Source organism: Leucothrix mucor DSM 2157 (assembly GCF_000419525.1).
GTDB classification, from domain to species: Bacteria; Pseudomonadota; Gammaproteobacteria; order Thiotrichales; family Thiotrichaceae; genus Leucothrix; species Leucothrix mucor.
The window spans coordinates 1167656-1189419 of the sequence record NZ_ATTE01000001.1; the positions used below are offsets into that span (position 1 = coordinate 1167656).

Consider the following 21764-nt stretch of genomic DNA (forward strand, 5'->3'; position numbering starts at 1 on the left):
GTGGCTTCCTTATTAAACGCTTATTTCAATCATAATAGGTTGTTTGCGATCACTTGCTTGAATCACTTTTTTGCCTTCGCCTAAGGCGACTTCCAATGACTCACGCTCAGCGCTGCAAGCGAGATAAGGCATCGCACAAGCCTTCGCTAAATACTCAAAGCTCGGAGGAATGGGGTCACAGCCAACCGCCACAATATCGACTTCAAGCATGGCGTTTTCAATTTCCAGATAGCCTTGGTTATTCCACACGATAAAGATAATCGGCAACTGTTCCTGAACCGCGACCATTAGTTCTGCAAAGGAGAATTGCGCCCCACCGTCGCCGGTTATACAAATGACTTGCCGCTCCGGAGCTGCCAATGCCGCACCAATTGCAGCCGGAATGCCATAGCCCAGCGCACCATAACCTGTTGCAGCATGGAACCAGCCACCCGCACAATCATGGTCGTAATACATACTTCCGGCATACACTAACTGCGTAGAGTCGCCAACCAAGATGGCGTTTGGATACGTATCCCGCATCAAATTGAGCAGCTGGATATGTTGTCGGTAGTTTTCAGGTAACTCGGCAAAAGCATCGGCTCGAGTTTGCTCGGCGCGTTGGTGGCTTTGTGATTTATTGAATGACGCAGGCGGTGTTGGCGAGAGCGTCTGCAAGCGCTGCAGCAAACTTTCCAGCACGGATTTAGTATCGCCTTGCAAGCAAATACCCGCCGGATGCTTTGCCAACTGCTGCGGGCAAATATCAACACGAATCAGCGCTTTTAGCGGCGGGAATTCATTATTGCGATACATATCGTAATCGGTCGAACCCATCTCAGTGCCTAGCGCTAACACACAATCAGCTTCCGCAATTAACTCTCGCACTGCCTGCAAACTCGGGCTGGCAGGCACACACAATGGGTGCTGATGCATTAAGCCGCGTGCATTGCTGGTTAGCACCACCGGCGCGGATAAATACTCGGCTAACTGAGTTAAAGAAGCTTCGGCATGACGGGTGCCACCACCGGCAAGAATGACAATCTTATTGGATTGTGCCAGTTGCTTAGCGGCGCTCTCCACTGAAGGAATGGCAGATTCTGTACTATGTCCCGCTTCATGAATCTGATCAGTCAATAGCTCAAAATCAAGACCCATTACATCAATCGGAATTTGAATATGCACAGGCCCCGGTCGCTTATTGGAAAAACCCTCAAAGGCTTGATCAAGGGTAGGTAACAACGCTTCTTGCTGACTGACCTGCGTTGAGGTCATGGCAACCTGTGCACACAGGGCGTGCTGGTTGGGTAGCTCATGCAAGTGCCCAAGACCTAAGCCTAAACTGGCTCGCTCATTCACTCCTGAAACCACTAACATTGGTACACTGTCAGCACGTGCTTGTGCCATGGGCGTTAAGATATTGGTCATGCCGGGGCCGGTAATCACAAAGCAGACACCGGGTCGCCCCGAGACTCGTGCATAGCCATCGGCCATAAAGCCAATGCCTTGTTCGTGTCTGGCGGTGATGTGTCGTATACCGGACTGAGCCAGACCACGATAAAGCTCAATGGTATGAACACCCGGAATACCAAAAATCACCTCAACACCCGAGGCTTCAAGGTATTGAACTAAGGCTTCTCCAATACTTGTCGTCATCGATTTATGCTCCATGATGTTGTTGCGCATTCGCGTGTTTGACCATTCGCTCACAGCCCTCAGCAAACAGCGTATCTTCAGTGGTTAAGGCTATGCGTACCCAGTCGCTCAATGTCTCGCCAAAGGCGGAGCCTGGCATGACTGCAACGCCTGCATTCTCTAATAGGTCAACGGCATAGTCATAGCCAGACAGCCCGGTGGCCGCGACATTCACCAGCGCAAACATTCCCGCTTTGGGCAGGCTCACGGTTAGCTGGCTGTCGCGTTGAAGTGTCTCCGCTAGTAGATTAGCGCGGGCTTCAAAGCGTGCCATCATGCCTTCAGCGATGGGAGAGGGTTGGGACACTGCCAATGCGGTCATATCTGCAATAAACGGTTGGTTACCAAATAACATGGTTTCTGAGAGCGGCAAAATGCGATGACAGAATTCCTCTGGCCCCACACACCAACCACTGCGAAAACCCGGTGCCGCATGGGATTTTGAGATAGAGCTCACCACTACCACCCGATCCGCAATGGCTTCAAAAGCCAAAGGTGAAACGAACGTGGTATCGCTAAATACTAATTCTTCATACACTTCATCGACCACTAACCACAGGTCATGCTCGACAGCTAAGGCGGCGATCGCTTCAATATCTTCAGTGGTTAAAACGGCACCGGTGGGGTTGTGGGGCGTATTGAGTAGAATGGCTTGTGTGCGCTCGGTGATGCGCGCCTTCAAGTCCGCAGCGCTTAAGCGAAAGCCATTTTCAGGGCGCAGTGGCACGGGAACGACGGTCGCACCGGATGAGGCAATTACCCCTTCGTAGGTAGCGTACATGGGGTCGCCAACCAGCACTTCATCACCCGCCTCAACGAGGCCATTCATCACGGTATATAAAGCAGTTTGGGTACCGGGAAAGCAGAGAACTTGCTGCTGAGAAATGGTTCGTTTTAAGCGCTGGCTATAGCGTTGGGCCAAGGCTTTACACAGGTTATCTTCACCTCTGCCACTGGAATAAGCGGTGCGCCCTTGTTGCATGGCGGTATAGGCCGCTTCAATTAGATAGTTTGGTATCGCCACATCGGGCTCACCAATGGTTAGCTCAATAATATCTTTACCTTCCGCAATCATCTGGCGGGCGCGATCATGGATGACCCATTTCTCACTCCCCAGCGTGGCTAATCGTTGTGTTACGGATGCATATTTCATAAGGTTTCCAATTGTTTAGTCAGGTCCATACCCAATATTCCACTGACAGATTTCAAACCAATCTCAGCCAGCTCTCCTTCAGCAAACATTTCCGCCAAGGCGCCGCCTTCCAGCCATAAGCCATCAATCACCGCATTACAGGCAATCGCGTACTGGCGTAACTGAGCGTCATCTACCGGACGACCCAGCTCACTCAGGGCGTCCGCGATCAATGCCTGCATGCGGTCCCGATACTGCAGATAGGTTCTCTCATGTGTCGCGCGCATCTGTGGATGCTGCTGCACAAACTGAAAAAATCCTGCCCACAATGAAATACCCTGAGGGTCGACTACCGGCGGGCTCAATGACGTCACCACCATACTTGCCAGACGCTCTAAAGCAGAGGTCGAATCAGCTTCTGCCGACTTGGCACTAAGCTCGGTCATTCGCTGCATATGGTATTCATAGGCGGCAATAATCAGCTCGTCTTTGCTCGAAAAGTAATGCCGGATCAAGCCTTGCGTTACGCTAGCCTCAAGCGCAATGGCTCGTACTGTGGCGGCTCTCACACCTTTTACCGCGATAAGCCGCAGGGTTGCCAAAATGAGCTCTTCTTTACGGTGATCCGCAGACTCCCGGCTAAAACGACGCGTTTGTTCTGGTGCTTGGCCCATTATTTCCTCCTGCCATTGGCTCGATCGTGTTGCGATATTTCCTACTGTATCAGAGATTTTTATTAATTATACAAATGTATAGTAATTTTTAAAAACCCTAATTATACACTTGCGTAATTACTGAAAATAAGAGTTAATGGAATGAAACTTAGGAGACACATTATGATTTCCCCGCCTGCTGAGGAAGACTCGACAGACGTTTCAGGTTCACTTGTCGAAGCGATTCGTATTGAAAATCTACACAAATCTTTTGGTGACTTAAAAGTACTGAAAGGCGTTTCCCTGACGGCTAATCAAGGCGATGTGATCGCGATTATTGGCGGCAGCGGCTCGGGCAAGTCAACACTGCTGCGTTGTATTAATTTCCTCGAAAATCCCTCCGCCGGCAACATCGTGATTGCGGGTGAATCGGTCAAAATGAAAGCCGATGGCACGCCCGCTAACCGCCGTCAAATCGAACGCATCCGTTCACGCTTGGGCATGGTGTTTCAAAGCTTCAACCTTTGGACGCACCGCACGCTTCTTGAAAACATTATTGAAATTCCGGTGCATGTATTGGGTGTACCGAAAGCCCAAGCTATCGAGACTGCCAAAGCCCTGTTAGCGCGGGTTGGCCTGAGCGATAAAGCCGATGTGTATCCTGCATTTTTATCCGGTGGACAACAGCAGCGAGCAGCCATCGCACGGGTACTCGCTGTCGACCCCAGCTCAATGCTATTTGATGAGCCCACCAGCGCACTTGATCCCGAGCTTGTTGGCGAAGTCTTAAATGTGATTCGCGATTTAGCCGCCGAAGGGCGCACCATGATTTTGGTGACGCATGAAATGAAATTTGCACGTGAGGTAGCGACCCAAGTTATCTACCTTTATCAAGGACGGATCGAAGAACAAGGGCCACCAGAGCAAGTCTTTGGCGCGCCCAAATCGGAACGATTAAAACAGTTTCTACAATCTGTTGGGTAAACCCCAGCCCCACACTGAAAAGGAAAGAAAAATGAAATTAAACATGATTCTGAGTACTGCCTTCATCACCCTGGCTATGGCACACACAGCCGCTGCTGAAACGGTTAAAGTGGGAATTGCTGCTGAGCCGTATCCTCCATTTGCATCGATGGATTCTGCTGGTAAGTGGACGGGGTGGGAAGTTGAAATCATTGATGCCATTTGTGACGCAGCCAAGCTGGAATGTGAAGTTACTCCAACCGCATGGGATGGCATTATTCCATCACTTCTTGGAAAGCAGATTGATGTGATTATGGCGTCGATGTCGATTACGGAAGAGCGCAGCAAAACAATTGATTTCACCAATAAATATTACAACTCACCTGCCGTGATTGTGGCGGATAAGTCCATGGAAATCACACCGGATAATGCCGGCTTAAAAGGTAAGATTCTGGGAATTCAGGCATCCACCACACATGCAACGTATGCTCAGGAGCACTTTGCGGATGATGCTGAGTTAAAGTCTTACCAAACACAGGATGAGGCGAATCAGGATCTTATTGCCGGTCGTATTGATGCTACCCAAGCCGATGCGATTGCGATGGCTGATTTTGTAAATAGCGATGCTGGAAAATGCTGCGAAATTAAAGGCGCAGTTGCGGATGATGAGGCGATCTTAGGTAAAGGTATTGGTGCCGGTGTGCGCAAAGGCGATGATGAGCTGCGTGAAAAGCTGAATGCAGGCATTGCCGCCATTGTTGAAAATGGCACGCACAAGAAAATCACGGATAAGTACTTCACTGTTGATATCTATTGATCGCTGATTGATGGAATCCCTTGAACTACTCTCATTGTCTCCTCCGGGGTGGGGAGGCAACTTACTTCGCGGCCTGCTAAATTCATTACAAATTGCGCTGGGTGCATTTGGCTTTGGCTTAATCATCGGTTTATTTGGTGCTTACGGTAAACTCAACGGCGGGCCAATACTCAGAGATGTGCTGTCGATCTACACGACGGTGGTCAGAGCGGTACCGGAGCTGGTACTTATCCTGATTCTCTATTATGTCGGTACCGATCTTATTAATCAGGCCTCCAGTGCGCTTGGTTATGGGCGTATTGAAATCAATGGGGTTGCGGCAGGCATTTGGGTGTTAGGTATTGTGCAGGGCGCTTATGCTACGGAAGTATTGCGCGGTGCCATTCTGGCCGTACCCGCAGGCCAAACTGAATCGGCACGTGCCTTTGGCATGCCACCTTTAATGCTGATGCGCCGTATTACAATCCCTGCAATGTTGTCATTTGCGCTACCCGGTTTAGCCAATTTATGGTTGATTGCCACCAAAGACACGGCGCTCCTAGCAGTCGTCGGCTTTAGTGAGCTGACATTAGAAACCCGTCAGGCAGCCACCAGTACTCGCTCATATTTTACGTTCTTCCTCGCAGCCGGCGCGCTGTATTTGATGGTGACATTACTCTCTGGCGTGGTGTTTAAACGACTTGAAAATCACGCGCGACGTGGACAGGTTGATTTAAAAGGCAGCGGCTCATGAGTGGGTTAAAAGCGTGGTTCCTGCCACACCGTATCGTCATGCTGCTACTAGCTGTTGCACTGGTGATCTGGTGTGCCATGAGCTTGCGCTGGGATTGGATACCGAAATACACGCCACTGGCGATTGAAGGCATCTGGCGGACTATTTGGCTGCTGGTGGTTTCTATCGTGTTCGGCTTTATGCTGGCAGTGCCCTTGGGTTTTGCGCAGGCGGTGGGGCCTTGGTATCTGGCAGCTCCGGCTAAAACCTTCTGCACGGTGATCAGAGGCACGCCTTTATTACTTCAGATCTGGCTGCTGTACTATGGCTTGGGCTCTGTGTTCCCTCAGTTCCCGGAAATTCGAAACAGTGAGCTCTGGCCGTATTTAAGACAGGCTTGGCCGTATGCGGTGCTGGCCTTGACCTTGTCCTATGCCGGCTATGAAGGGGAAATCATGCGCGGCGCGTTTCGTGGGGTTGCAAAGGGCCAATTGGAAACCGCTAAAGCCTTCGGCATGAGCCGCTTTACGGTGTTCCGACGCATCTGGTTGCCGCAGGCGATCCGTAGTGTATTGCCGACCTTGGGTGGTGAAACTATCCTGCAGTTAAAGGCCACACCACTGGTTGCTACCATTACAATTATGGATATTTATGCGGTGTCATCGCGGGTTCGGCAGGATACCTTTATTATTTATGAGCCATTGTTATTACTGGCAGTGATTTATTTGATTATCGCAGGGCTGATTACCTTAGGCTTTAAATGGCTGGAGAATAGGGGGCCTCAAAAGCGCTGAGATCTTGGAAAGGCTATTGCTTTAAGGCAAAAAAAATCCCGCAACCAAATGGTGCGGGATTTTTTTATGCGATCAATTCAATGAATTAACCGGACACTGGCTCTAAGTGCCAAATGTCTTGGTTGTACTCGTGCATGGTACGGTCAGTCGAGAAGAATCCGCTGCTAGCCGAGTTCAGGATACTCATGGTTACCCACTTTTCCTGATCCTGCCATGTCTCAGAAACTTTAGCTTGCTCATCCACATAGCTGCGGAAATCGGCCAAAGTCATCCAAGGATCATGCGGGTTCATCAAACTGTTAATGATGTTGTTGAAAATGCCCGGCTCATTGGAGTTGAAGTGTCCGCAGCGCAGCAAATTCAGTACTGCTTGCAGATCCTGATCGTGCTCAATGAACTCTTCAGGGCGGTAGTGCGAACGCATCGCTTCCACTTCATTTTCACGCAGACCAAACAGGAAGAAGTTCTCTTCACCAACGGCTTCTAAGATCTCGATGTTAGCGCCATCGTAAGTACCGATAGTGAGTGCGCCGTTCATCATGAACTTCATGTTACCGGTACCAGAGGCTTCTTTACCCGCGGTTGAAATCTGCTCGGATAAGTCAGCACCCGGTGCAATGATCTCCATGGAGGAAACATTGTAGTTCGGGAAGAACGCCAGCTTCAGCTTATCGCCCACTTCGCTGTCATTATTAATGACTTCAGCAACACAGTTGATCAGTTTGATAATGTCTTTTGCCAACAAGTAACCCGGTGCTGCTTTACCACCAATCAGTACGCAGCGTGGGCTCCAGTCTTTGATATCGCCATTCTTCACTTGGTTGTACAGGTGAATCACGTGCAACACATTCAGCAGTTGACGCTTGTACTCGTGAATACGTTTTACCTGAACGTCAAACATCGCGTCAGTATTAAACTCGACATCGCAGCGCTCTTTAACAAGCTCTGCAAGGCGGGCCTTATTGGCTTGCTTAACCGCTTTCCAGTTTTGACGGAATTCAGTGTTCTCAAGCTGCGCCAATGGCTTCACTTGTTCCAGTTGTGATAAGTCACGAATCCAGTCTTCGCCGATTTGGCTGCTGATCAGTTCGGTCATCAGTGGGTTAGATTGTGCAACCCAACGACGTGGTGTAACACCATTGGTTTTGTTGTTGAACTTCTCTGGCCACAACTCATAGAAATCACGGAACAAGCCTTTTTTCAGTAGCTCGGAGTGCAGGGCAGCCACACCGTTAATTGAGAAGCTACCAACAATCGCCAAATGCGCCATGCGCACGTGCTTAACCGGGCCTTCTTCAATAATCGACATACGAGACTGGCGCTCAGTGTTACCCGGCCAGCGCTGCGAGACGGCTCTCAGGAAGCGGCTGTTGATCTCATAAATGATATCCAGCAGACGTGGCAGCAGGCATTCAAACAAGCTGACAGGCCATTTTTCCAGCGCTTCAGGAAGTAGTGTATGGTTGGTGTAAGCCAATGACTTGGTGACGATGCTCCACGCATCTTTCCACTCGAGTCCTTTCTCATCCAGTAGAATGCGCATCAGCTCGGCCACACAAATGGTCGGGTGCGTGTCATTCATCTGGAAAACGTTGTCATGCGCAAACTGGGAGTAGTCCGGCTCGCCATCGAAACGTTTCTCCCACTGGCGAATCACGTCTTGAATACTGGCAGAGGCGAGGAAGTACTGCTGCTTTAAGCGCAGCTCCTTACCGTTTTCAGTGGCGTCATTCGGGTACAGCACCATTGAGATATTCTCAGCGCTGTTTTTAGCCGCAACAGAGTCAGAATAGCTACCGGCATTAAACTCATCCAGATTGAACTCGTCAGTGGCTGTTGAGTGCCATAAGCGCAGGGTGTTGACGGTGTTATTACGGTAGCCAGTGACCGGCATATCGTAAGGAATCGCGATAACATCACGAGTGTCTACCCACTTGGCAACTAGCTTACCGCTGTCGTCATGACGGTACTCTGTGTAGCCACCAAATTTGATACGTTGTGAATACTCAGGGCGTTCGATTTCCCATGGGTTGCCATCGCGCAGCCAGTGATCCGGCTCTTCATCCTGGAATCCATTGATGATTTCCTGGCGGAACATACCGTACTGGTAGCGGATACCGTAGCCCGTTACTGGAAGCTCCAGCGTGGCGCAGCTATCTAAGAAACAAGCCGCCAGACGACCTAAGCCGCCATTACCCAAACCGGCATCGGCTTCAGCTTCCTGAATATCTTCCAGCTCAAAACACATGGTCTGCAGTGCCGCATCCGTTTGCTTGGAGATGCCCATGTTCAACAGATGATTACCCAGTGCGCGGCCAATCAAAAATTCGAGGGAGAGGTAATACGTGCGGCGTACGCCGACTTGTTTTTGTGCCAAGCTCGTGTTGCGCCAATCCGCCATAATGCGGTCGCGCAGGGTCAGGCTCATCGCGTTGTATGCGTATACAGGGGTGGTACCACTGCTACGACCTAAGTTGTACGTTAGGTAGTGCTTGAAGCTATCGCTCAGAGCCTCTTCAGTGGTCTCTAAGCGGGCGAGTGGCTCGCGTCGCTTATGGTTACTATCGTTACCCATGCTTGGGAATCCTTCTTTAAGAATGATAAAAATTAATTTTATTAGTGTGTTGGTTTACTGATAAATACTTAGGTACTTTGCCGCGCTGTGCTCCCAGCCAAAGTCCTGACGCATTGCTTTTTGTTGAATCTGCTGCCACATCTTAGGATGTTGGTAGAGATGCAATGCATGTTGCAGTGTGGATATCAGCGCATTAGTGTCCGCTGAATACATCACGAACCCTGTTGCACTGCCATCCTCAATCGCATCAATCGAGGCGTTAACCACGGTATCTGCTAAGCCGCCAGTATAATTCACCACCGGTAGTGTGCCGTATTGCAGGCTGTACATTTGGTTCAGGCCGCAAGGCTCAAAGCGCGATGGCATCAGGAACAAGTCGCTGCCGGCTTCCACCAAATGCGCCATCGGTTCGGAGTAACCAATAAAGGTAAATACCCGATCCGGATGCAGTTCGCTAAGCTCCAGTAAAATGCGTTCGTAATACGGGCTACCAGATCCCATCAACATAAAGTTGGCGTTGGTTTCTGCCAGTAGTATCGGTATTGCGCGGGTGATCAGATCCACGCCTTTTTGTTCAACCAGTCGTGTCACCATGCCCATTAGCGGTGCGTCTAACATCGCTTCGGTTACGGTGTCAGTGACTTGCTCCAGCAGCGCACGTTTGTTGTCGCGCTTGCCGGGTTGTACCTTATCCGCCGAGTAGTGATGCGGTAGGTAAGGATCCGTTTCAGTGTTCCAGATTTCGGTGTCGATGCCGTTGAGTATTCCGGTCAGCTTGTAACGGCGGGACGATAGAATACCTTCCATACCTTGTCCAAACTGCGGCGTACAAATCTCTTCGGCATAAGTTGGGCTTACAGTGCTAATGGCATCAGAGTAAATCAGTCCGGCCTTTAGCATTGAGAAGCCACCGTAAAACTCAGCCCCTTCTGGCGACCACCAATGTTCTGGTAAGCCCAGTGCCCGAAATTGCTCCTCAGAAAAGTGCCCGCCATAAGCCAGATTATGAATGGTGAATACGCGCCTGGGGCGTCTCGCTTCCTGATCCAAAAAGGCTGGAATCAGGCCGCATTGCCAGTCATTGGCGTGTACCACATCGGCCCGCCAGTCTTTTATAACATTGCCGGTTGCGATTTGTGATACGGCCCATGCAAATTGCGTGTAGCGCTCTGCATTGTCCGCCCAGTCGTGGCCATCTGGCCCCAAATACGGATTGCCAGGCCGGTCATACAGGCCCGGACAATCAATCAGCCACAGCGTGACATCAATCTTTTCATGCTTTGCTTCCAGCAGACGCAATGTGGGTTGTTCACCATACGGTGAGTCGAGCCAACCCAATATGCGCAGATTTGTACACTGCTGCAGTACCTCTCGGTAGGCAGGCATGATCAGATGTACATTATGTCCGGTGGCTTTGAGGGCGTGTGGCAAACTATACGACACATCACCTAAACCGCCGGTTTTGACCAAAGGCCAAACTTCACTACTGGCAAACAATATATTCATGGGATTACCTTCAAAAACAGAGCCGCCAATGGTGGCAGGGTTAGTGAGAGTGATTGTTCAAATCCCATCCAAGGCTTATCTTCCGCTTCGATAATACTGCTATTCCCACAGTTACTACCAGTGTAATAGGCCGAATCTGTGTTTAGTATTTCTGTATATGAACTTGATTCAGGTATACCGATGCGATAGCCGATGCGTGGAATCGGAGTGAAATTGAACAAGCAAACGATGTGATTGCCTTCGCGGTCAAAGCGCAATGCAGAGAGCACCGACTGGTCTGAATCGTTGCAATCAATCCAGCTAAAGCCTTCTCCGGAGAAGTCCAGATCGTGCAACGCTGTCTCTTCGCAGTACAGTTTGTTCAGGTCTTTAATTAGCAAGCTAATGCCGGCGCGATCAGGTTCGGAGGCGGCTTGCCAGTTCAACTCAGCTAACTCATTCCATTCTTCAGGCTGGGCAATTTCGCCACCCATAAACATCAGCTTCTTACCCGGATGCGCATACTGCCAAGAGTAGAACAGGCGCATATTGGCCAGCTTCTGCCAACGGTCGCCCGGCATTTTTTCATACAGGCTACGCTTGCCGTGAACCACTTCGTCGTGGGATAGCGGCAGTACAAAGTTCTCGCTGTAAGAGTAGATCTGGCTAAAGGTCAGCTTGTTCTGATGGTACTTACGGTGAACCGGATCTTGCTCAATGTAATCGAGGTTGTCATTCATCCAACCCATATTCCACTTCATGGTGAAGCCAAGTCCGCCGAGCTCAATCGGACGTGAAACCATTGGCCAGGAGGTAGATTCCTCAGCCATAGTTAAGGCCCCAGGTACTTCATGATGCACGATTTGGTTCATTTCACGCAGGAAGGCAACCGCTTCTAAGTTTTCACGACCACCAAATTCATTTGGTATCCATTCGCCTGCATTACGCGAGTAATCCAAGTACAACATAGAGGCAACCGCATCGACGCGCAGGCCATCGATATGGAATTCTTCCAGCCAGTACAGTGCATTGGCCAGTAAGAAGTTACGCACTTCATTGCGGCCATAGTTGAAGATCAACGTGCCCCAATCTTTGTGCTCGCCTTTGCGGGTGTCCGCGTGCTCATACAGTGCATCGCCATTAAAGCGAGCCAGTGCAAAGCTGTCTTTCGGGAAGTGGGCAGGAACCCAATCCAAAATCACACCAATGCCATTACGGTGACAGCGATCAACGAATTTACGTAGCTGATCCGGTGTACCAAAGCGGGCAGAGGGTGCATAGAAGCCAGTCACCTGATAGCCCCAAGACTGATCCAGAGGATGCTCGGAAATCGGCATTAGCTCGATGTGTGTGTAGCCCATCTCTTTAACGTAGGGAATTAGGCGCTCGCCCAATTCATCCCAGTCATAAAACTCATCCGCTGCGGGGCGCTGCCAAGAGCCTGCATGAATTTCATAGATAGAGATGGGTTTGTGCTGCCAGTCAAATTTTGCTTTAGCCGTTTGCCAAGCCTCATCCTGCCAATCGTAAGTGTCATCAGCCACGATACGTGAAGTGGTATCCGGGCGTAGCGCCATGTGGCGAGCATAAGGATCAGTTTTCACCAATAAGTGATCATCGGCGCTCAGCATTTCATACTTGTAGTGATCGGTCGCTTGCAAGCCGGGCACAAATAATTCCCAGATACCAGAGCCGCCTAGTGTGCGCATTGGATGACGTCGGCCATCCCAGCCGTTAAAGTCGCCAACTACACTCACGCGCTTAATTGCCGGTGCCCATAGCACAAACAAGCAGCCTTCTACGCCATCAATCGTTTTGAGGTGTGCACCCATAAAGCGATAGGCATGGTGATGCTTACCTTCATTGAACAGGTGGATATCCAGCTCGCCAACTTGTGGCAAAAAGGAGTAGGGCGAATGGCTTTCGTGCCATTCTTCACTGCCTTTTTCTTGCCAGCGCAGGGTGTAATGGTCACCGATGGTGTCTGCTTTTTTAAGCTTAATCTCAAAAAAATCAGTTCCCTCAAGGCGTTGCATTGGACGGTCATGCTGAAAGAAAACCGTTTCAGCACTGGGCATAAATGCACGGACTAAGGCTTGTCCCTTAGGCGTCGTCTGATAACCGAGTGCGAGGAATGGATCGTGGAGTGCGCCTTGTTGCAAGGCCTTCATATGCTCATTCACTTGTATCGATCTCCGTTCTCGTGTTTTGTCTAATTTGCTGATGGATTTGCTCCGCCAGCGCCTCTGGCATGTCGTGCCAGTCAAATCTCCATCGCCAGTTGTTGTCGATGGTGCCAGGTGTATTCATTCGCGCTGAGCTGTCGAGCTTCAGGAAATCCTGCAGCGGAACGATGGCCAGACAGGCTGGTGTTTCCAGCGCTGCATTAATTAGGATGTTGCAGATATCATCGTTTGCTTCGACATCTAAGCTTTCAAACACAAAGGCTTGTTCATGGGCTTCTAAGCTTTCGAACCAGCCCAAGGTCGTATCATTGTCATGGGTGCCGGTGTAAACGATGCGGTTCTCATGAATGTTCTTTGGCTTATGAGGGTTGTCCTCAAACGAGTCAAAGGCAAACTGCAGGACCGACATACCGGGTAGATCAAACTGATCGCGTAGGGCATTCACTTCGGGTGTAATCACTCCCAAGTCTTCAGCAACAATGGGCACATCACCAAGGCGTGCTTTAAGCGCATTCAGCAGTGCTTCGCCAGGGACTTCTTCCCACTTGCCTTCAATAGCCGTCGGGCAGCTGGCATCAATCATCCAAACCGCTTGTAAGCCACGGAAGTGATCAATCCGCACAATGTCATACAAGCGGTAGTGGTGTTCCATGCGCTGCATCCACCACTCAAAACCATCCTTTGCAAGATTTTCCCAGTGGTAATGTGGGTTGCCCCAGCGTTGACCGGTTTCAGAGAAGTAATCAGGTGGTACGCCGGCAACCACTTCGGGTTGGCCTTCATCATTGAGCATAAAGCAGTCGCGATGCGCCCAAACGTCTGCACTGTCGTGCGCCACGAAAATAGGCATATCACCAAAAATAGCAATGTCCCGTTCATGGGCAGCGGCTTTGACTTCCTGCCAACGTCTATCCAGCAAGTACTGCTGCCAGCGCAAGGCTTGCATGGCGTCTTGCTGGGTTTCATTCAACCAGTCGAACATTTCCGGATGGCGGTATTTTTGAGCGTCGGGCCAGTCGTACCATGGAAGTTGCTGATTGAGTTCACGCAGTACGTAATACTGGGCGTAGTCATTCAACCAATAGCTTTGCTGTTCGCACCAGCGCAGGTAATCCGGATTTTCCGGTTCAATCTCGGACGTGTCATCCAGCAGGGCGGGATTCATGGCAAACGCGGAGTTACACAAATAAGGTGACAGGCTTTGCTGCGGTACACCGAGTGGCAGTACTTGCCAAACCCGTAAGCCGGCTTGTTGCATAAAGTCCAACCAGTGCATTGCATCGGCATCTAATTTCCCAGAGGGTAGGGAAGTCGGGTGCAGCAATACGCCAGCGCGGCGTTGATGAAGTGGGTTATTCAATCAGGAGTCTCCTCGGCACATTTTCAGGGCGCCGTTATCTCGGTGTAATCTTTCAATTGTGCAGATAATGCTTGGGCTAATCAGTTGCTCAAGCGTTATCTGCACAGTAGCGTGGTTGTTAATAGCGGCTCAGAACCAAGCTTAGTTCTTTTCGCGCCATCTTGTGCTTCCATCAAATGGGAAACTGTATTGTCCCATCATTTCCGGAGTCACTAGCACGATGCCCTCTTCAGAGACGTGGAAGCGCTTGCGATCTTCCTCGATATCTTCTCCGATGATCGTACCATCTGGGATTTCTGTTTCTTTATCAATAATGGCGCGGGTGATGCGGCAGTTTTTACCAATGGTTACCTTTGGCAAAATCACGCTGTCTTTGATGAAGCTGTGACTGTCGACGGTGACGGCAAATGACACAACGGAGCGCTTCACTTTAGCGCCGGACAGAATGCAGCCTGCTGAGATCAGCGAGTCAATCGCTTCACCACGACGGCCATCTTCGTCAAACACGAATTTAGCGGGTGGGTTCTGGGTCTGGTAAGTCCAGATCGTCCATGCGCGATTATACAAGTTCAGCTCTGGCTCAACGTCGCACAGCTCCATATTGGCACGCCAATATGATTCCAAGGTGCCGACATCACGCCAGTAAGCAGGGAGGCCCGTTTTCTCATCTCGGAAAGCATAAGCCATTGCCATGGAGTCTTTAATGCGCGCTGGGATAATGTCTTTACCAAAGTCGTGCGATGAGCTGCCATCACCGGCATCTTTACTGAGTGTTTCGTATAGGAAGCGGGTTGAGAAGACGTAAATGCCCATGGAGGCAAGTGCCATATCAGGCTTGCCGGGGATCGGCTGTGGGACAGCCGGCTTCTCGTCAAAACGCGTAATCTTCATGTCGTCATCAACGGCCAGTACACCAAAGCCTGTGGCTTCTTCCAGCGGAACTTCGATGGCACCAACGGTAAAGTCAGCCCCAGAGTTCACATGCTGAACCAGCATCTTTGCATAGTCCATGGTATAGATATGATCGCCACCCAATACGATGACGTATTCGGTGTTATGGCGCTGCATGATATCCATATTCTGGAATAGGGCATCAGCGGTGCCTTTGTACCACGCCTTCTCTTCGGTACGTTGTTGTGCGGGTAGCAACTCGACGAACTCACCAATTTCTGCACGCATAAATCCCCAGCCACGTTGCAGGTGGCGAAGTAAGGAGTGGGATTTGTACTGCGTGAGGACGCCAATTTTGCGTAAGCCTGAATTGACACAGTTGGATAGAGCAAAGTCGATGATTCGATACTTTCCGCCAAACGGCACGGCGGGTTTAGCGCGCCATTTAGTTAAATCTTTTAGCCGAGAACCTTCACCACCCGCCAGAATCAACACCAGTGTGTTACGGGTTAATGCGGTGATCATGTTTGGTTCAACATAATATTTTTTTAAATCTACCTGATCCTTAGGACCTCGCGCCATATTCCTTCCCTCATGGTTTAATATCGATAAGTAGCAGTTTCGATTGCCCCTTGTAGGTTAATGCCGGGGTTCGTTACCAGATATATCGGAGTCTGTTTCACAATGTTGCTCATGCGACCTTTCTTCAGGCACGTATTCAAGAAATGTTCTGATTGCATCCACTGTTTTAAGGCGACTGCTACATGCCCGCCAATGTAGATTCCACCCATTGGTTGATATAGCAATGCCAGATTACCTACGTAAGCGCCATAGGTGGTGACGAACAGCTTAATTGCACGTTCTGCAGCTGCGTCATCGGGTGTACGTTGAGTAATCTGTTGTACCGTTAAGCGTGCATCTGAACCAGGTTCTTCTTGTTTACAGTAAGCATATAATTCCCGTAATCCCTCATCAGATAGGATACGCTCATATGAAACATGATTAAAGCGTTTCATTAGATACTCTAATACCGCAACCTGCTCCTCATTTACCGGTGCGAAGTCTACATGACCGCCTTTGCTCTGGTGGCGCTCCATTGCATTGTGTGGATGATCCATCCAAGTCATGCCCAGTCCATGCCCGGCACCAGTGACCACTCGGATGCCACGTTCGCGTTCAGCACCCTCATTTAGGACAACGATATCTTCAGAAGAGGTGACTGCCACACCACGGGCAGCAGCATCAAAATCACTGATCAACGAAACTTCACTGATGTAAAAATGCTCTGCCAGTTTGGCGGCATCAAAGTCCCAATCCAGCTCGCTCAAGTGGCAGTGATTGCCATCAACTTTTCCGGCTAGTGAGAGGCAAAAGCGCTCGATTAAAGCAGCCTTGGCATCGGCGTCATGCAAAAACTGTTCAATCAAGCGGCGTGGCGATGAGAATTTCTTGGGTTGGTAAACAGCGTTGAACAGGGGTTCCCGCTCACCGTTGTGTGAGATTCTTAATAACGTGAGTTCAGCACGTTCGGCATGGATATCTGCAGCCAGAATTTTCATCGTATGGATCCCTTATCTTTATTATTATTGAGTCGCTGACGGTCGATGGCAGTCGCTCTTTGTCTACTTAAGACTTAACATTAAGTTTAGCTTATAACGTCTTTCCAGAACGGTTGATTAACGGGAGGGTTTTCGTATTATTTTTATTAAATTAGCTGAATGGCGCGGAGGGGGCGGAACAAACTACGGTGCTCAGCTGACTGAACACCGCAGTTTTGCTGGAATAGCTGGCTTAGTTGCTACCTAACCAAGCAGCATGGTCGCAGTATACGGCCGCGTTATGCTTGGAGGTAATGCCACTAACCGGCATCGGCTTTCCACTAATCCAGTCGATCACTCTTGGGTGCTTAGACTGGCCAGTAATTAAGATTAATAATTGCACATTGTTGCTCAGGCAAGCTGAACTGAGGCTGACCCGTTCAGGTGGTGGCTTGGGCGCGTTCAGCACCGGATGCACCAGCTGGGCTTCGTCATGAATATGCCCTGGAAATAGACTGGCAGTATGGCCATCTTCACCCATGCCAAGTAACACCATATCGAAGCATTCAACGTTGCTGATGGTATTTTGGTATTGAGTCGCGGCCTCATGCGGACCAAGTTCTGAAGGCATGAAATGCACTTGCTCAGAAGGGATGGCGACTGACGATAATAAGCACTCTTCAACCATTACGCTGTTACGCTCTGCATCATCCACTGGCAGGCAACGCTCATCACCTAAATATAAATGCCAGTGCTGCCAATCGCTGTTTGCTTTGGCTAGCAGGCGGTAGATCACTTTTGGCGTAGTGCCACCAGCTAATACAATGTGAAACGCACCACGTTTTTCAATCGCATCAGCAGCGGCTTTAAGAATATCGTCGGTTGCTTGTTGAGCGAGCTGTTCGGCATCCGCAAATAGCTGCCAGTCCGGAGTGTGTGCAGCAGGCGTGGTCTGTTCAGTCATGATTGATCTCAGGTAATTAGCAGAACCCGAAGTTTCTCACTTGTCCCAAACAGATGCCAGTACCCTAGCGGCAGGATCTGATATTTACGGTTGCAGTGGCTCGCCGCGTACCAGTCTGACAGAGAGGTAGTCAGTACGCTCAAGATTGTTCAGAGGTGTCTCGTCCGCAAAAATACCGATGATGCTACCGGCTGCACTCAGTGTATTGGTCCAGTAAACAAAGCGGCGATTGAATGGGAAAAAGTCGGTATCGATGGAGGGAAGGTATTCATTGCCAGAGAGTTGCGGGTCGACCAGGCTCAGCAGCTCCTGATCGCTAGGCAAGCGCCAGTCATTATAGCCGCAGTACTGGCTTTGGTTGATGCGACGGCTGTAAGCACTGGTGTTGCAATAGCTTGAAGGATCGCTGGTGCGGTAGCCATAGCAGGTGTTGTCCAAGGCGAATAGCTCTGGGTTAGCGCGTGGTTGGCCTGGTTCATTGCTCAGTGCTGCTTGCTCTGGCTGGTACCAGATAAAAGTGTCTTGGCCGCGTAAGGCACTGCTTGGGTCTTTTTTTTCCCAGACTAAACCGGTCTGCTCGTCCCTAACACAATCCCACTCTTGCGCACTAGGTGGAAGAAGCTCGCCATGGCTTCCTAGTTTGGATAGCTGAGGCGCAGAGTTGTGGGCAATGGCTGGGGTTAACAGGTGGCAGTATGCGCACGTCAAAGCAGTTAGCAGACGTAGGTTTACAGTTTTTGCAGGCATTGAAAGAAGTCCTTTTGTTTCGGGCCGCTGGTATTGTGGATTTATCATACTAAATTAAAGGTTAACATCGACTTTGGGGGGAAGTATGGTGATGTTAGGTGGTAACTAAGTGACAAATGGTTGGCGAGCGTTCATCCTTTCTTAACAGTCGTGCGGTTAGCTTGTTTATTTGTTTTCTGAGTCGGGTGATAGCGATAGTGGCCAGTAATTTCAAAGTCAAATAAGATGTCATCAATCTCCGGGCCATTGCCAATATTGTGGGCAATTAAATAACGTCGGGGATCATCACGACTCACCATTTCAAGCACGACGCCAATATGGGGAAGCTTAGGCCCAACTTGCCAGGTTACGAGATCGCCCGGCTGGTAATCTTCCGGGTTGTTAGTAATTGGCAGGGCTTCTCCATGGCGGCTAAAGAAAGCCTGAAGGTTATAAACGCGACGATGGTCGATATTCGTGTCGGGCTTGCGTAAACCCCAGCGTTTACGGCTAGGGTAGCGGTTGAAGTTTTTACGAATGTCTTCATGGACCACTTGTTGTAGATCAACACCCAACTCCCGATAGGAGCGAATCACAACGTCGGTACACACGCCAATATCGGCGGGGACATCGCCCATTGGATAGGCAATTTTTAAATAACGCCCGTCATAACGAACGCGATGCTGCGTACGGCCCAAAGCGGCTTGCGCTAATTCCTGAGCAAAGGTGAGTGGTACAGGCTCTGGCAAGGGCACTGGTTTTATGGGGATGACTTCAGGCAGCGATGGCTCGTAGTAGGGGTCTTCAGTTAATGGCATCTCAGACATCCAGCCATTTTCCAAAAGCGTGAGGTCCGGTAGCTCGGTATGCCCGGTGTTGATGGTCGGCTGCTTAAGCACCAGTGGCTCCTGCTCGGAGTCTGTGGTTTTGGGGTCACATGCAGCGAGCAGGGTGGCGGTGATCAGCAGTGCCGATAGATGTGCCCTTGATATAGTCATATCACTATATTTAATGGGATTCTGAGAATATAACAAGTAGGCAGCATTACCATTCGTACAGAATGCATCGAAAGCGTGTGATTCTCGTGGTTGACGTATACGTCAACTAGTTCTATCATTGGTTATATGGAGAAGAAAATCGACCAGTTATATACTATTTCTGAGCTTGCAGATGCATTTGGCATAAGTACCCGAACGATTCGGTTTTATGAAACCAAAGCGCTGTTAAACCCCGGGCGAGTCGGCGGCAACCGGGTATACAGCTATCGTGACAGAGCGCGCTTAGGGCTTGTGTTACGCGCCAAACGTTTGGGGTTCTCTCTGACGGATATTCGCGACTATATCGAACTCTATGAAGCTGATCCTGATCATAAGGAACAGTTGCAGCTGCTATTAAGCAAAGTCCGGCATCGAATGCAGGAATTGCAGCAACAACAGGAAGATCTGTTAACCACACTGGGCGAGTTAGAAGATATTCAGACACTGTGTGTTGATCATTTAATTCGCATTGACGAGTCAGCACAGGTCGATTAGTCTGATCTTAATGAATTGATAATAAAGTAAAGATTGGCAACCGAACTGGTTTGTCATGATGAGGAAATCAAATGGAAAAAATCTGGCTTAAGAGCTATCCCGAAGGCGTTGATCCTGAGATCGATGTGAATGAATACACGTCGATTAATGATGTGCTCAATCGAAGCGTAAAGAAATTCGCAGACAAACCTGCTTATGAAAACTTGGGAAAGAAGCTAAGTTATGCTGAGCTGGATGAGCTGACTGCACAGTTTGCCTCCTACCTGACGCATGTCGCCAAGCTTGAGAAGGGCGATCGCATTGCGATTATGTTGCCTAACTTGCTGCAATATCCCGTTGCCTTATTTGGTGCCTTGCGTGCGGGCTTAACCGTGGTTAATACCAATCCGCTTTATACCGATCGCGAGCTTGAGCATCAGCTAAAGGATTCGGGCGCTAAAGCCATTGTTATTCTGGAAAACTTTGCACACACTTTGGCAGATGTCATTGAGCAGACACCGATTCAAACGGTGATTACGACTCAGATTGCTGATCTGGTTGGTTTTCCAAAATCAATGCTGATCAATGGCATTGTAAAATACGTCAAGAAAATGGTTCCGCCATTTCAATTGCCGGGCGCAATTAAGTTTAACCACACGCTGGCAGAAGGCAAAAAGTACCCTTATAAAGAAGTTACTCTTGGTCACGAAGACGTGGCATTTCTGCAATACACGGGCGGAACGACCGGTGTGGCAAAAGGGGCTGCGTTATCGCATCGCAATATGATTGCGAACCTGCTGCAAGCACATAGTTGGGCTGGCGCAGATTTGGTCGATGGTGAAGAGTTAGTGGTTACGGCATTGCCGCTTTATCACATCTTCGCACTGACGGCGAATGCGCTCTTCTGTATGAAGATCGGTGCCAATAGTTTGCTGATTACCAATCCTCGCGATATGCCGGGTTTTGTGAAAAGTTTACGTGGTAGAAAGTTCTCATACATCACGGGTGTGAATACTTTATTCAATGGTTTGATCCATGCTAAAGGCTTTGACGAGCTGGATTTCTCTGGTCTGAAGTTATCACTTGGCGGCGGTATGGCCGTGCAGCGCTTTGTGGCTGAAGAGTGGAAGCGCATTACAGGTTGTACTTTGGTTGAAGCCTATGGCTTGACCGAGAGCTCGCCAGCGGTATGTATTAACCCAGTTCACCTGCCAGACTTTAACGGTGCGATCGGCTTACCGCTGCCATCAACGAATGTCAGTATTCGCGATGTGAATGGTAATGAGCTTGGCATTGATGAGCCTGGTGAGTTATGTGTTCAAGGGCCGCAAGTGATGCAGTGCTACTGGCAACGTCCGGATGAGACCGCCAATGTACTCAGTGCTGATGGCTGGTTGCGTACGGGGGATGTGGCGACAATTGATGAGCAGGGCTTTGTTAAAATCGTTGATCGCTTAAAAGACCTGATCATTGTGTCTGGCTTTAATGTGTATCCGAATGAGATTGAGGACGTGGTTGCTACGCATCCGAAAGTGCTTGAAGCGGGTGTGGTTGGCGTCGTCGATGATAAGTCTGGCGAAGCGGTTAAACTGTTTGTGGTGCGTGGCGATAGCAGCTTGACGGAGGAAGAGTTGCGTAAATATTGCAAGGAAGAGCTTACCGGCTATAAGCGTCCTAAGCACATTGTATTTACCGATGAGCTACCCAAAAGCAATGTGGGTAAGATTCTTCGCCGAGAGCTTCGAGATAAGAAGTCTTAAAACAAAAATCCCCGCTCTGGTAG

Annotated in this window: 18 protein-coding genes; 6 read left to right on the plus strand and 12 right to left on the minus strand. The window is 49.7% G+C overall.

Features of this window, described 5'->3' with window-relative positions; translation table 11 throughout:
- Positions 1 to 12 precede the first annotated feature (12 nt).
- From LEUMU_RS24770 to LEUMU_RS0105235, 3 genes are read right to left on the minus strand one after another with little or no spacing between them, the layout of a single operon-like run.
- A complete protein-coding gene (locus LEUMU_RS24770; RefSeq protein WP_022951220.1) occupies positions 13 to 1635 on the minus strand; it encodes a 5-guanidino-2-oxopentanoate decarboxylase in 1623 nt (540 codons plus the stop codon).
- 4 nt (positions 1636 to 1639) lie between these two features.
- A complete protein-coding gene (locus LEUMU_RS0105230) occupies positions 1640 to 2827 on the minus strand; it encodes a pyridoxal phosphate-dependent aminotransferase (protein ID WP_022951221.1) in 1188 nt (395 codons plus the stop codon).
- Positions 2824 to 3480, minus strand: a complete 657-nt coding sequence (locus LEUMU_RS0105235; RefSeq protein WP_022951222.1) for a TetR/AcrR family transcriptional regulator — start codon at positions 3478 to 3480, stop codon at positions 2824 to 2826. The genes LEUMU_RS0105230 and LEUMU_RS0105235 overlap by 4 nt, the downstream gene beginning before the upstream one ends.
- Positions 3481 to 3642: 162 nt before the next feature.
- Between LEUMU_RS0105235 and LEUMU_RS0105240 the strand changes: the two genes are divergently transcribed.
- Genes LEUMU_RS0105240 through LEUMU_RS0105255 form a run of 4 tightly spaced genes read left to right on the plus strand, consistent with a single transcriptional unit; the run spans position 3643 to position 6745 of the window.
- A complete protein-coding gene (locus LEUMU_RS0105240) occupies positions 3643 to 4443 on the plus strand; it encodes an ABC transporter ATP-binding protein (RefSeq protein WP_022951223.1) in 801 nt (266 codons plus the stop codon).
- 31 nt (positions 4444 to 4474) lie between these two features.
- The gene (locus tag LEUMU_RS0105245; protein WP_022951224.1) at positions 4475 to 5239 is read left to right on the plus strand and encodes a transporter substrate-binding domain-containing protein; all 765 of its coding nucleotides are present in this window, start codon (positions 4475 to 4477) and stop codon (positions 5237 to 5239) included.
- Positions 5240 to 5249: 10 nt separating this feature from the next.
- Entirely contained in the window at positions 5250 to 5972 is a 723-nt protein-coding gene (locus LEUMU_RS0105250) for an ABC transporter permease (protein WP_022951225.1), read from the plus strand.
- Positions 5969 to 6745: an ABC transporter permease gene (locus LEUMU_RS0105255; protein ID WP_022951226.1), complete on the plus strand. Its 777-nt coding sequence runs from the start codon at positions 5969 to 5971 to the stop codon at positions 6743 to 6745. The genes LEUMU_RS0105250 and LEUMU_RS0105255 overlap by 4 nt, the downstream gene beginning before the upstream one ends.
- 85 nt (positions 6746 to 6830) lie before the next feature.
- Here LEUMU_RS0105255 and LEUMU_RS0105260 read toward each other — a convergent pair whose 3' ends face one another.
- The 9 genes from LEUMU_RS0105260 to LEUMU_RS24785 form a co-directional block, all read right to left on the minus strand.
- On the minus strand, positions 6831 to 9320 hold the full coding sequence (locus LEUMU_RS0105260) for a glycogen/starch/alpha-glucan phosphorylase (RefSeq protein ID WP_022951227.1): 2490 nt from the start codon (positions 9318 to 9320) through the stop codon (positions 6831 to 6833).
- A 54-nt stretch (positions 9321 to 9374) separates the two neighbouring features.
- Positions 9375 to 10826: a glycogen synthase GlgA gene (gene glgA / locus LEUMU_RS0105265; protein WP_022951228.1), complete on the minus strand. Its 1452-nt coding sequence runs from the start codon at positions 10824 to 10826 to the stop codon at positions 9375 to 9377.
- Positions 10823 to 12988, minus strand: a complete 2166-nt coding sequence (glgB, locus tag LEUMU_RS0105270) for a 1,4-alpha-glucan branching protein GlgB (protein ID WP_022951229.1) — start codon at positions 12986 to 12988, stop codon at positions 10823 to 10825. Before glgB ends, glgA begins: the two co-directional genes overlap by 4 nt.
- Positions 12981 to 14351, minus strand: a complete 1371-nt coding sequence (gene malQ / locus LEUMU_RS0105275) for a 4-alpha-glucanotransferase (protein WP_022951230.1) — start codon at positions 14349 to 14351, stop codon at positions 12981 to 12983. The genes glgB and malQ overlap by 8 nt, the downstream gene beginning before the upstream one ends.
- Before the next feature lie 141 nt (positions 14352 to 14492).
- Positions 14493 to 15767, minus strand: coding sequence for a glucose-1-phosphate adenylyltransferase (gene glgC, locus LEUMU_RS24775; protein WP_051156105.1), 1275 nt, complete (start codon positions 15765 to 15767; stop codon positions 14493 to 14495).
- A 74-nt stretch (positions 15768 to 15841) separates the two neighbouring features.
- Entirely contained in the window at positions 15842 to 16801 is a 960-nt protein-coding gene (locus tag LEUMU_RS0105285; RefSeq protein ID WP_022951232.1) for a glucokinase, read from the minus strand.
- 232 nt (positions 16802 to 17033) lie between these two features.
- Positions 17034 to 17744, minus strand: coding sequence for a 6-phosphogluconolactonase (gene pgl / locus LEUMU_RS24780; protein WP_022951233.1), 711 nt, complete (start codon positions 17742 to 17744; stop codon positions 17034 to 17036).
- Positions 17745 to 17828: 84 nt separating this feature from the next.
- Positions 17829 to 18491 (minus strand): Lcl C-terminal domain-containing protein, encoded by a 663-nt coding sequence (locus LEUMU_RS0105295; RefSeq protein ID WP_022951234.1) that lies wholly within the window; start codon positions 18489 to 18491, stop codon positions 17829 to 17831.
- Positions 18492 to 18622: 131 nt separating this feature from the next.
- The gene (locus tag LEUMU_RS24785; protein ID WP_211223016.1) at positions 18623 to 19468 is read right to left on the minus strand and encodes a DUF1287 domain-containing protein; all 846 of its coding nucleotides are present in this window, start codon (positions 19466 to 19468) and stop codon (positions 18623 to 18625) included.
- Positions 19469 to 19594: 126 nt separating this feature from the next.
- Between LEUMU_RS24785 and LEUMU_RS0105305 the strand changes: the two genes are divergently transcribed.
- Together LEUMU_RS0105305 and LEUMU_RS0105310 are read left to right on the plus strand one after the other, a co-directional pair.
- The gene (locus LEUMU_RS0105305; protein WP_022951236.1) at positions 19595 to 20002 is read left to right on the plus strand and encodes a MerR family transcriptional regulator; all 408 of its coding nucleotides are present in this window, start codon (positions 19595 to 19597) and stop codon (positions 20000 to 20002) included.
- Positions 20003 to 20073: 71 nt separating this feature from the next.
- Complete coding sequence (locus tag LEUMU_RS0105310; protein WP_022951237.1) at positions 20074 to 21741, plus strand: AMP-binding protein; 1668 nt, start codon at positions 20074 to 20076, stop codon at positions 21739 to 21741.
- Positions 21742 to 21764: the final 23 nt, after the last annotated feature.

Bases quoted from the DNA above. Each gene is read 5' to 3' on its own strand.
- LEUMU_RS24770 (WP_022951220.1), bottom strand. From the start codon at position 1,635: ATGACGACAAGTATTGGAGAAGCCTTAGTTCAATACCTTGAAGCCTCG.
- LEUMU_RS0105230 (WP_022951221.1), bottom strand. From the start codon at position 2,827: ATGAAATATGCATCCGTAACACAACGATTAGCCACGCTGGGGAGTGAG.
- LEUMU_RS0105235 (WP_022951222.1), bottom strand. From the start codon at position 3,480: ATGGGCCAAGCACCAGAACAAACGCGTCGTTTTAGCCGGGAGTCTGCG.
- LEUMU_RS0105240 (WP_022951223.1), top strand. From the start codon at position 3,643: ATGATTTCCCCGCCTGCTGAGGAAGACTCGACAGACGTTTCAGGTTCA.
- LEUMU_RS0105245 (WP_022951224.1), top strand. From the start codon at position 4,475: ATGAAATTAAACATGATTCTGAGTACTGCCTTCATCACCCTGGCTATG.
- LEUMU_RS0105250 (WP_022951225.1), top strand. From the start codon at position 5,250: ATGGAATCCCTTGAACTACTCTCATTGTCTCCTCCGGGGTGGGGAGGC.
- LEUMU_RS0105255 (WP_022951226.1), top strand. From the start codon at position 5,969: ATGAGTGGGTTAAAAGCGTGGTTCCTGCCACACCGTATCGTCATGCTG.
- LEUMU_RS0105260 (WP_022951227.1), bottom strand. From the start codon at position 9,320: ATGGGTAACGATAGTAACCATAAGCGACGCGAGCCACTCGCCCGCTTA.
- glgA (WP_022951228.1), bottom strand. From the start codon at position 10,826: ATGAATATATTGTTTGCCAGTAGTGAAGTTTGGCCTTTGGTCAAAACC.
- glgC (WP_051156105.1), bottom strand. From the start codon at position 15,767: ATGATCACCGCATTAACCCGTAACACACTGGTGTTGATTCTGGCGGGT.
- LEUMU_RS0105285 (WP_022951232.1), bottom strand. From the start codon at position 16,801: ATGAAAATTCTGGCTGCAGATATCCATGCCGAACGTGCTGAACTCACG.
- pgl (WP_022951233.1), bottom strand. From the start codon at position 17,744: ATGACTGAACAGACCACGCCTGCTGCACACACTCCGGACTGGCAGCTA.
- LEUMU_RS0105295 (WP_022951234.1), bottom strand. From the start codon at position 18,491: ATGCCTGCAAAAACTGTAAACCTACGTCTGCTAACTGCTTTGACGTGC.
- LEUMU_RS24785 (WP_211223016.1), bottom strand. From the start codon at position 19,468: ATGACTATATCAAGGGCACATCTATCGGCACTGCTGATCACCGCCACC.
- LEUMU_RS0105305 (WP_022951236.1), top strand. From the start codon at position 19,595: ATGGAGAAGAAAATCGACCAGTTATATACTATTTCTGAGCTTGCAGAT.
- LEUMU_RS0105310 (WP_022951237.1), top strand. From the start codon at position 20,074: ATGGAAAAAATCTGGCTTAAGAGCTATCCCGAAGGCGTTGATCCTGAG.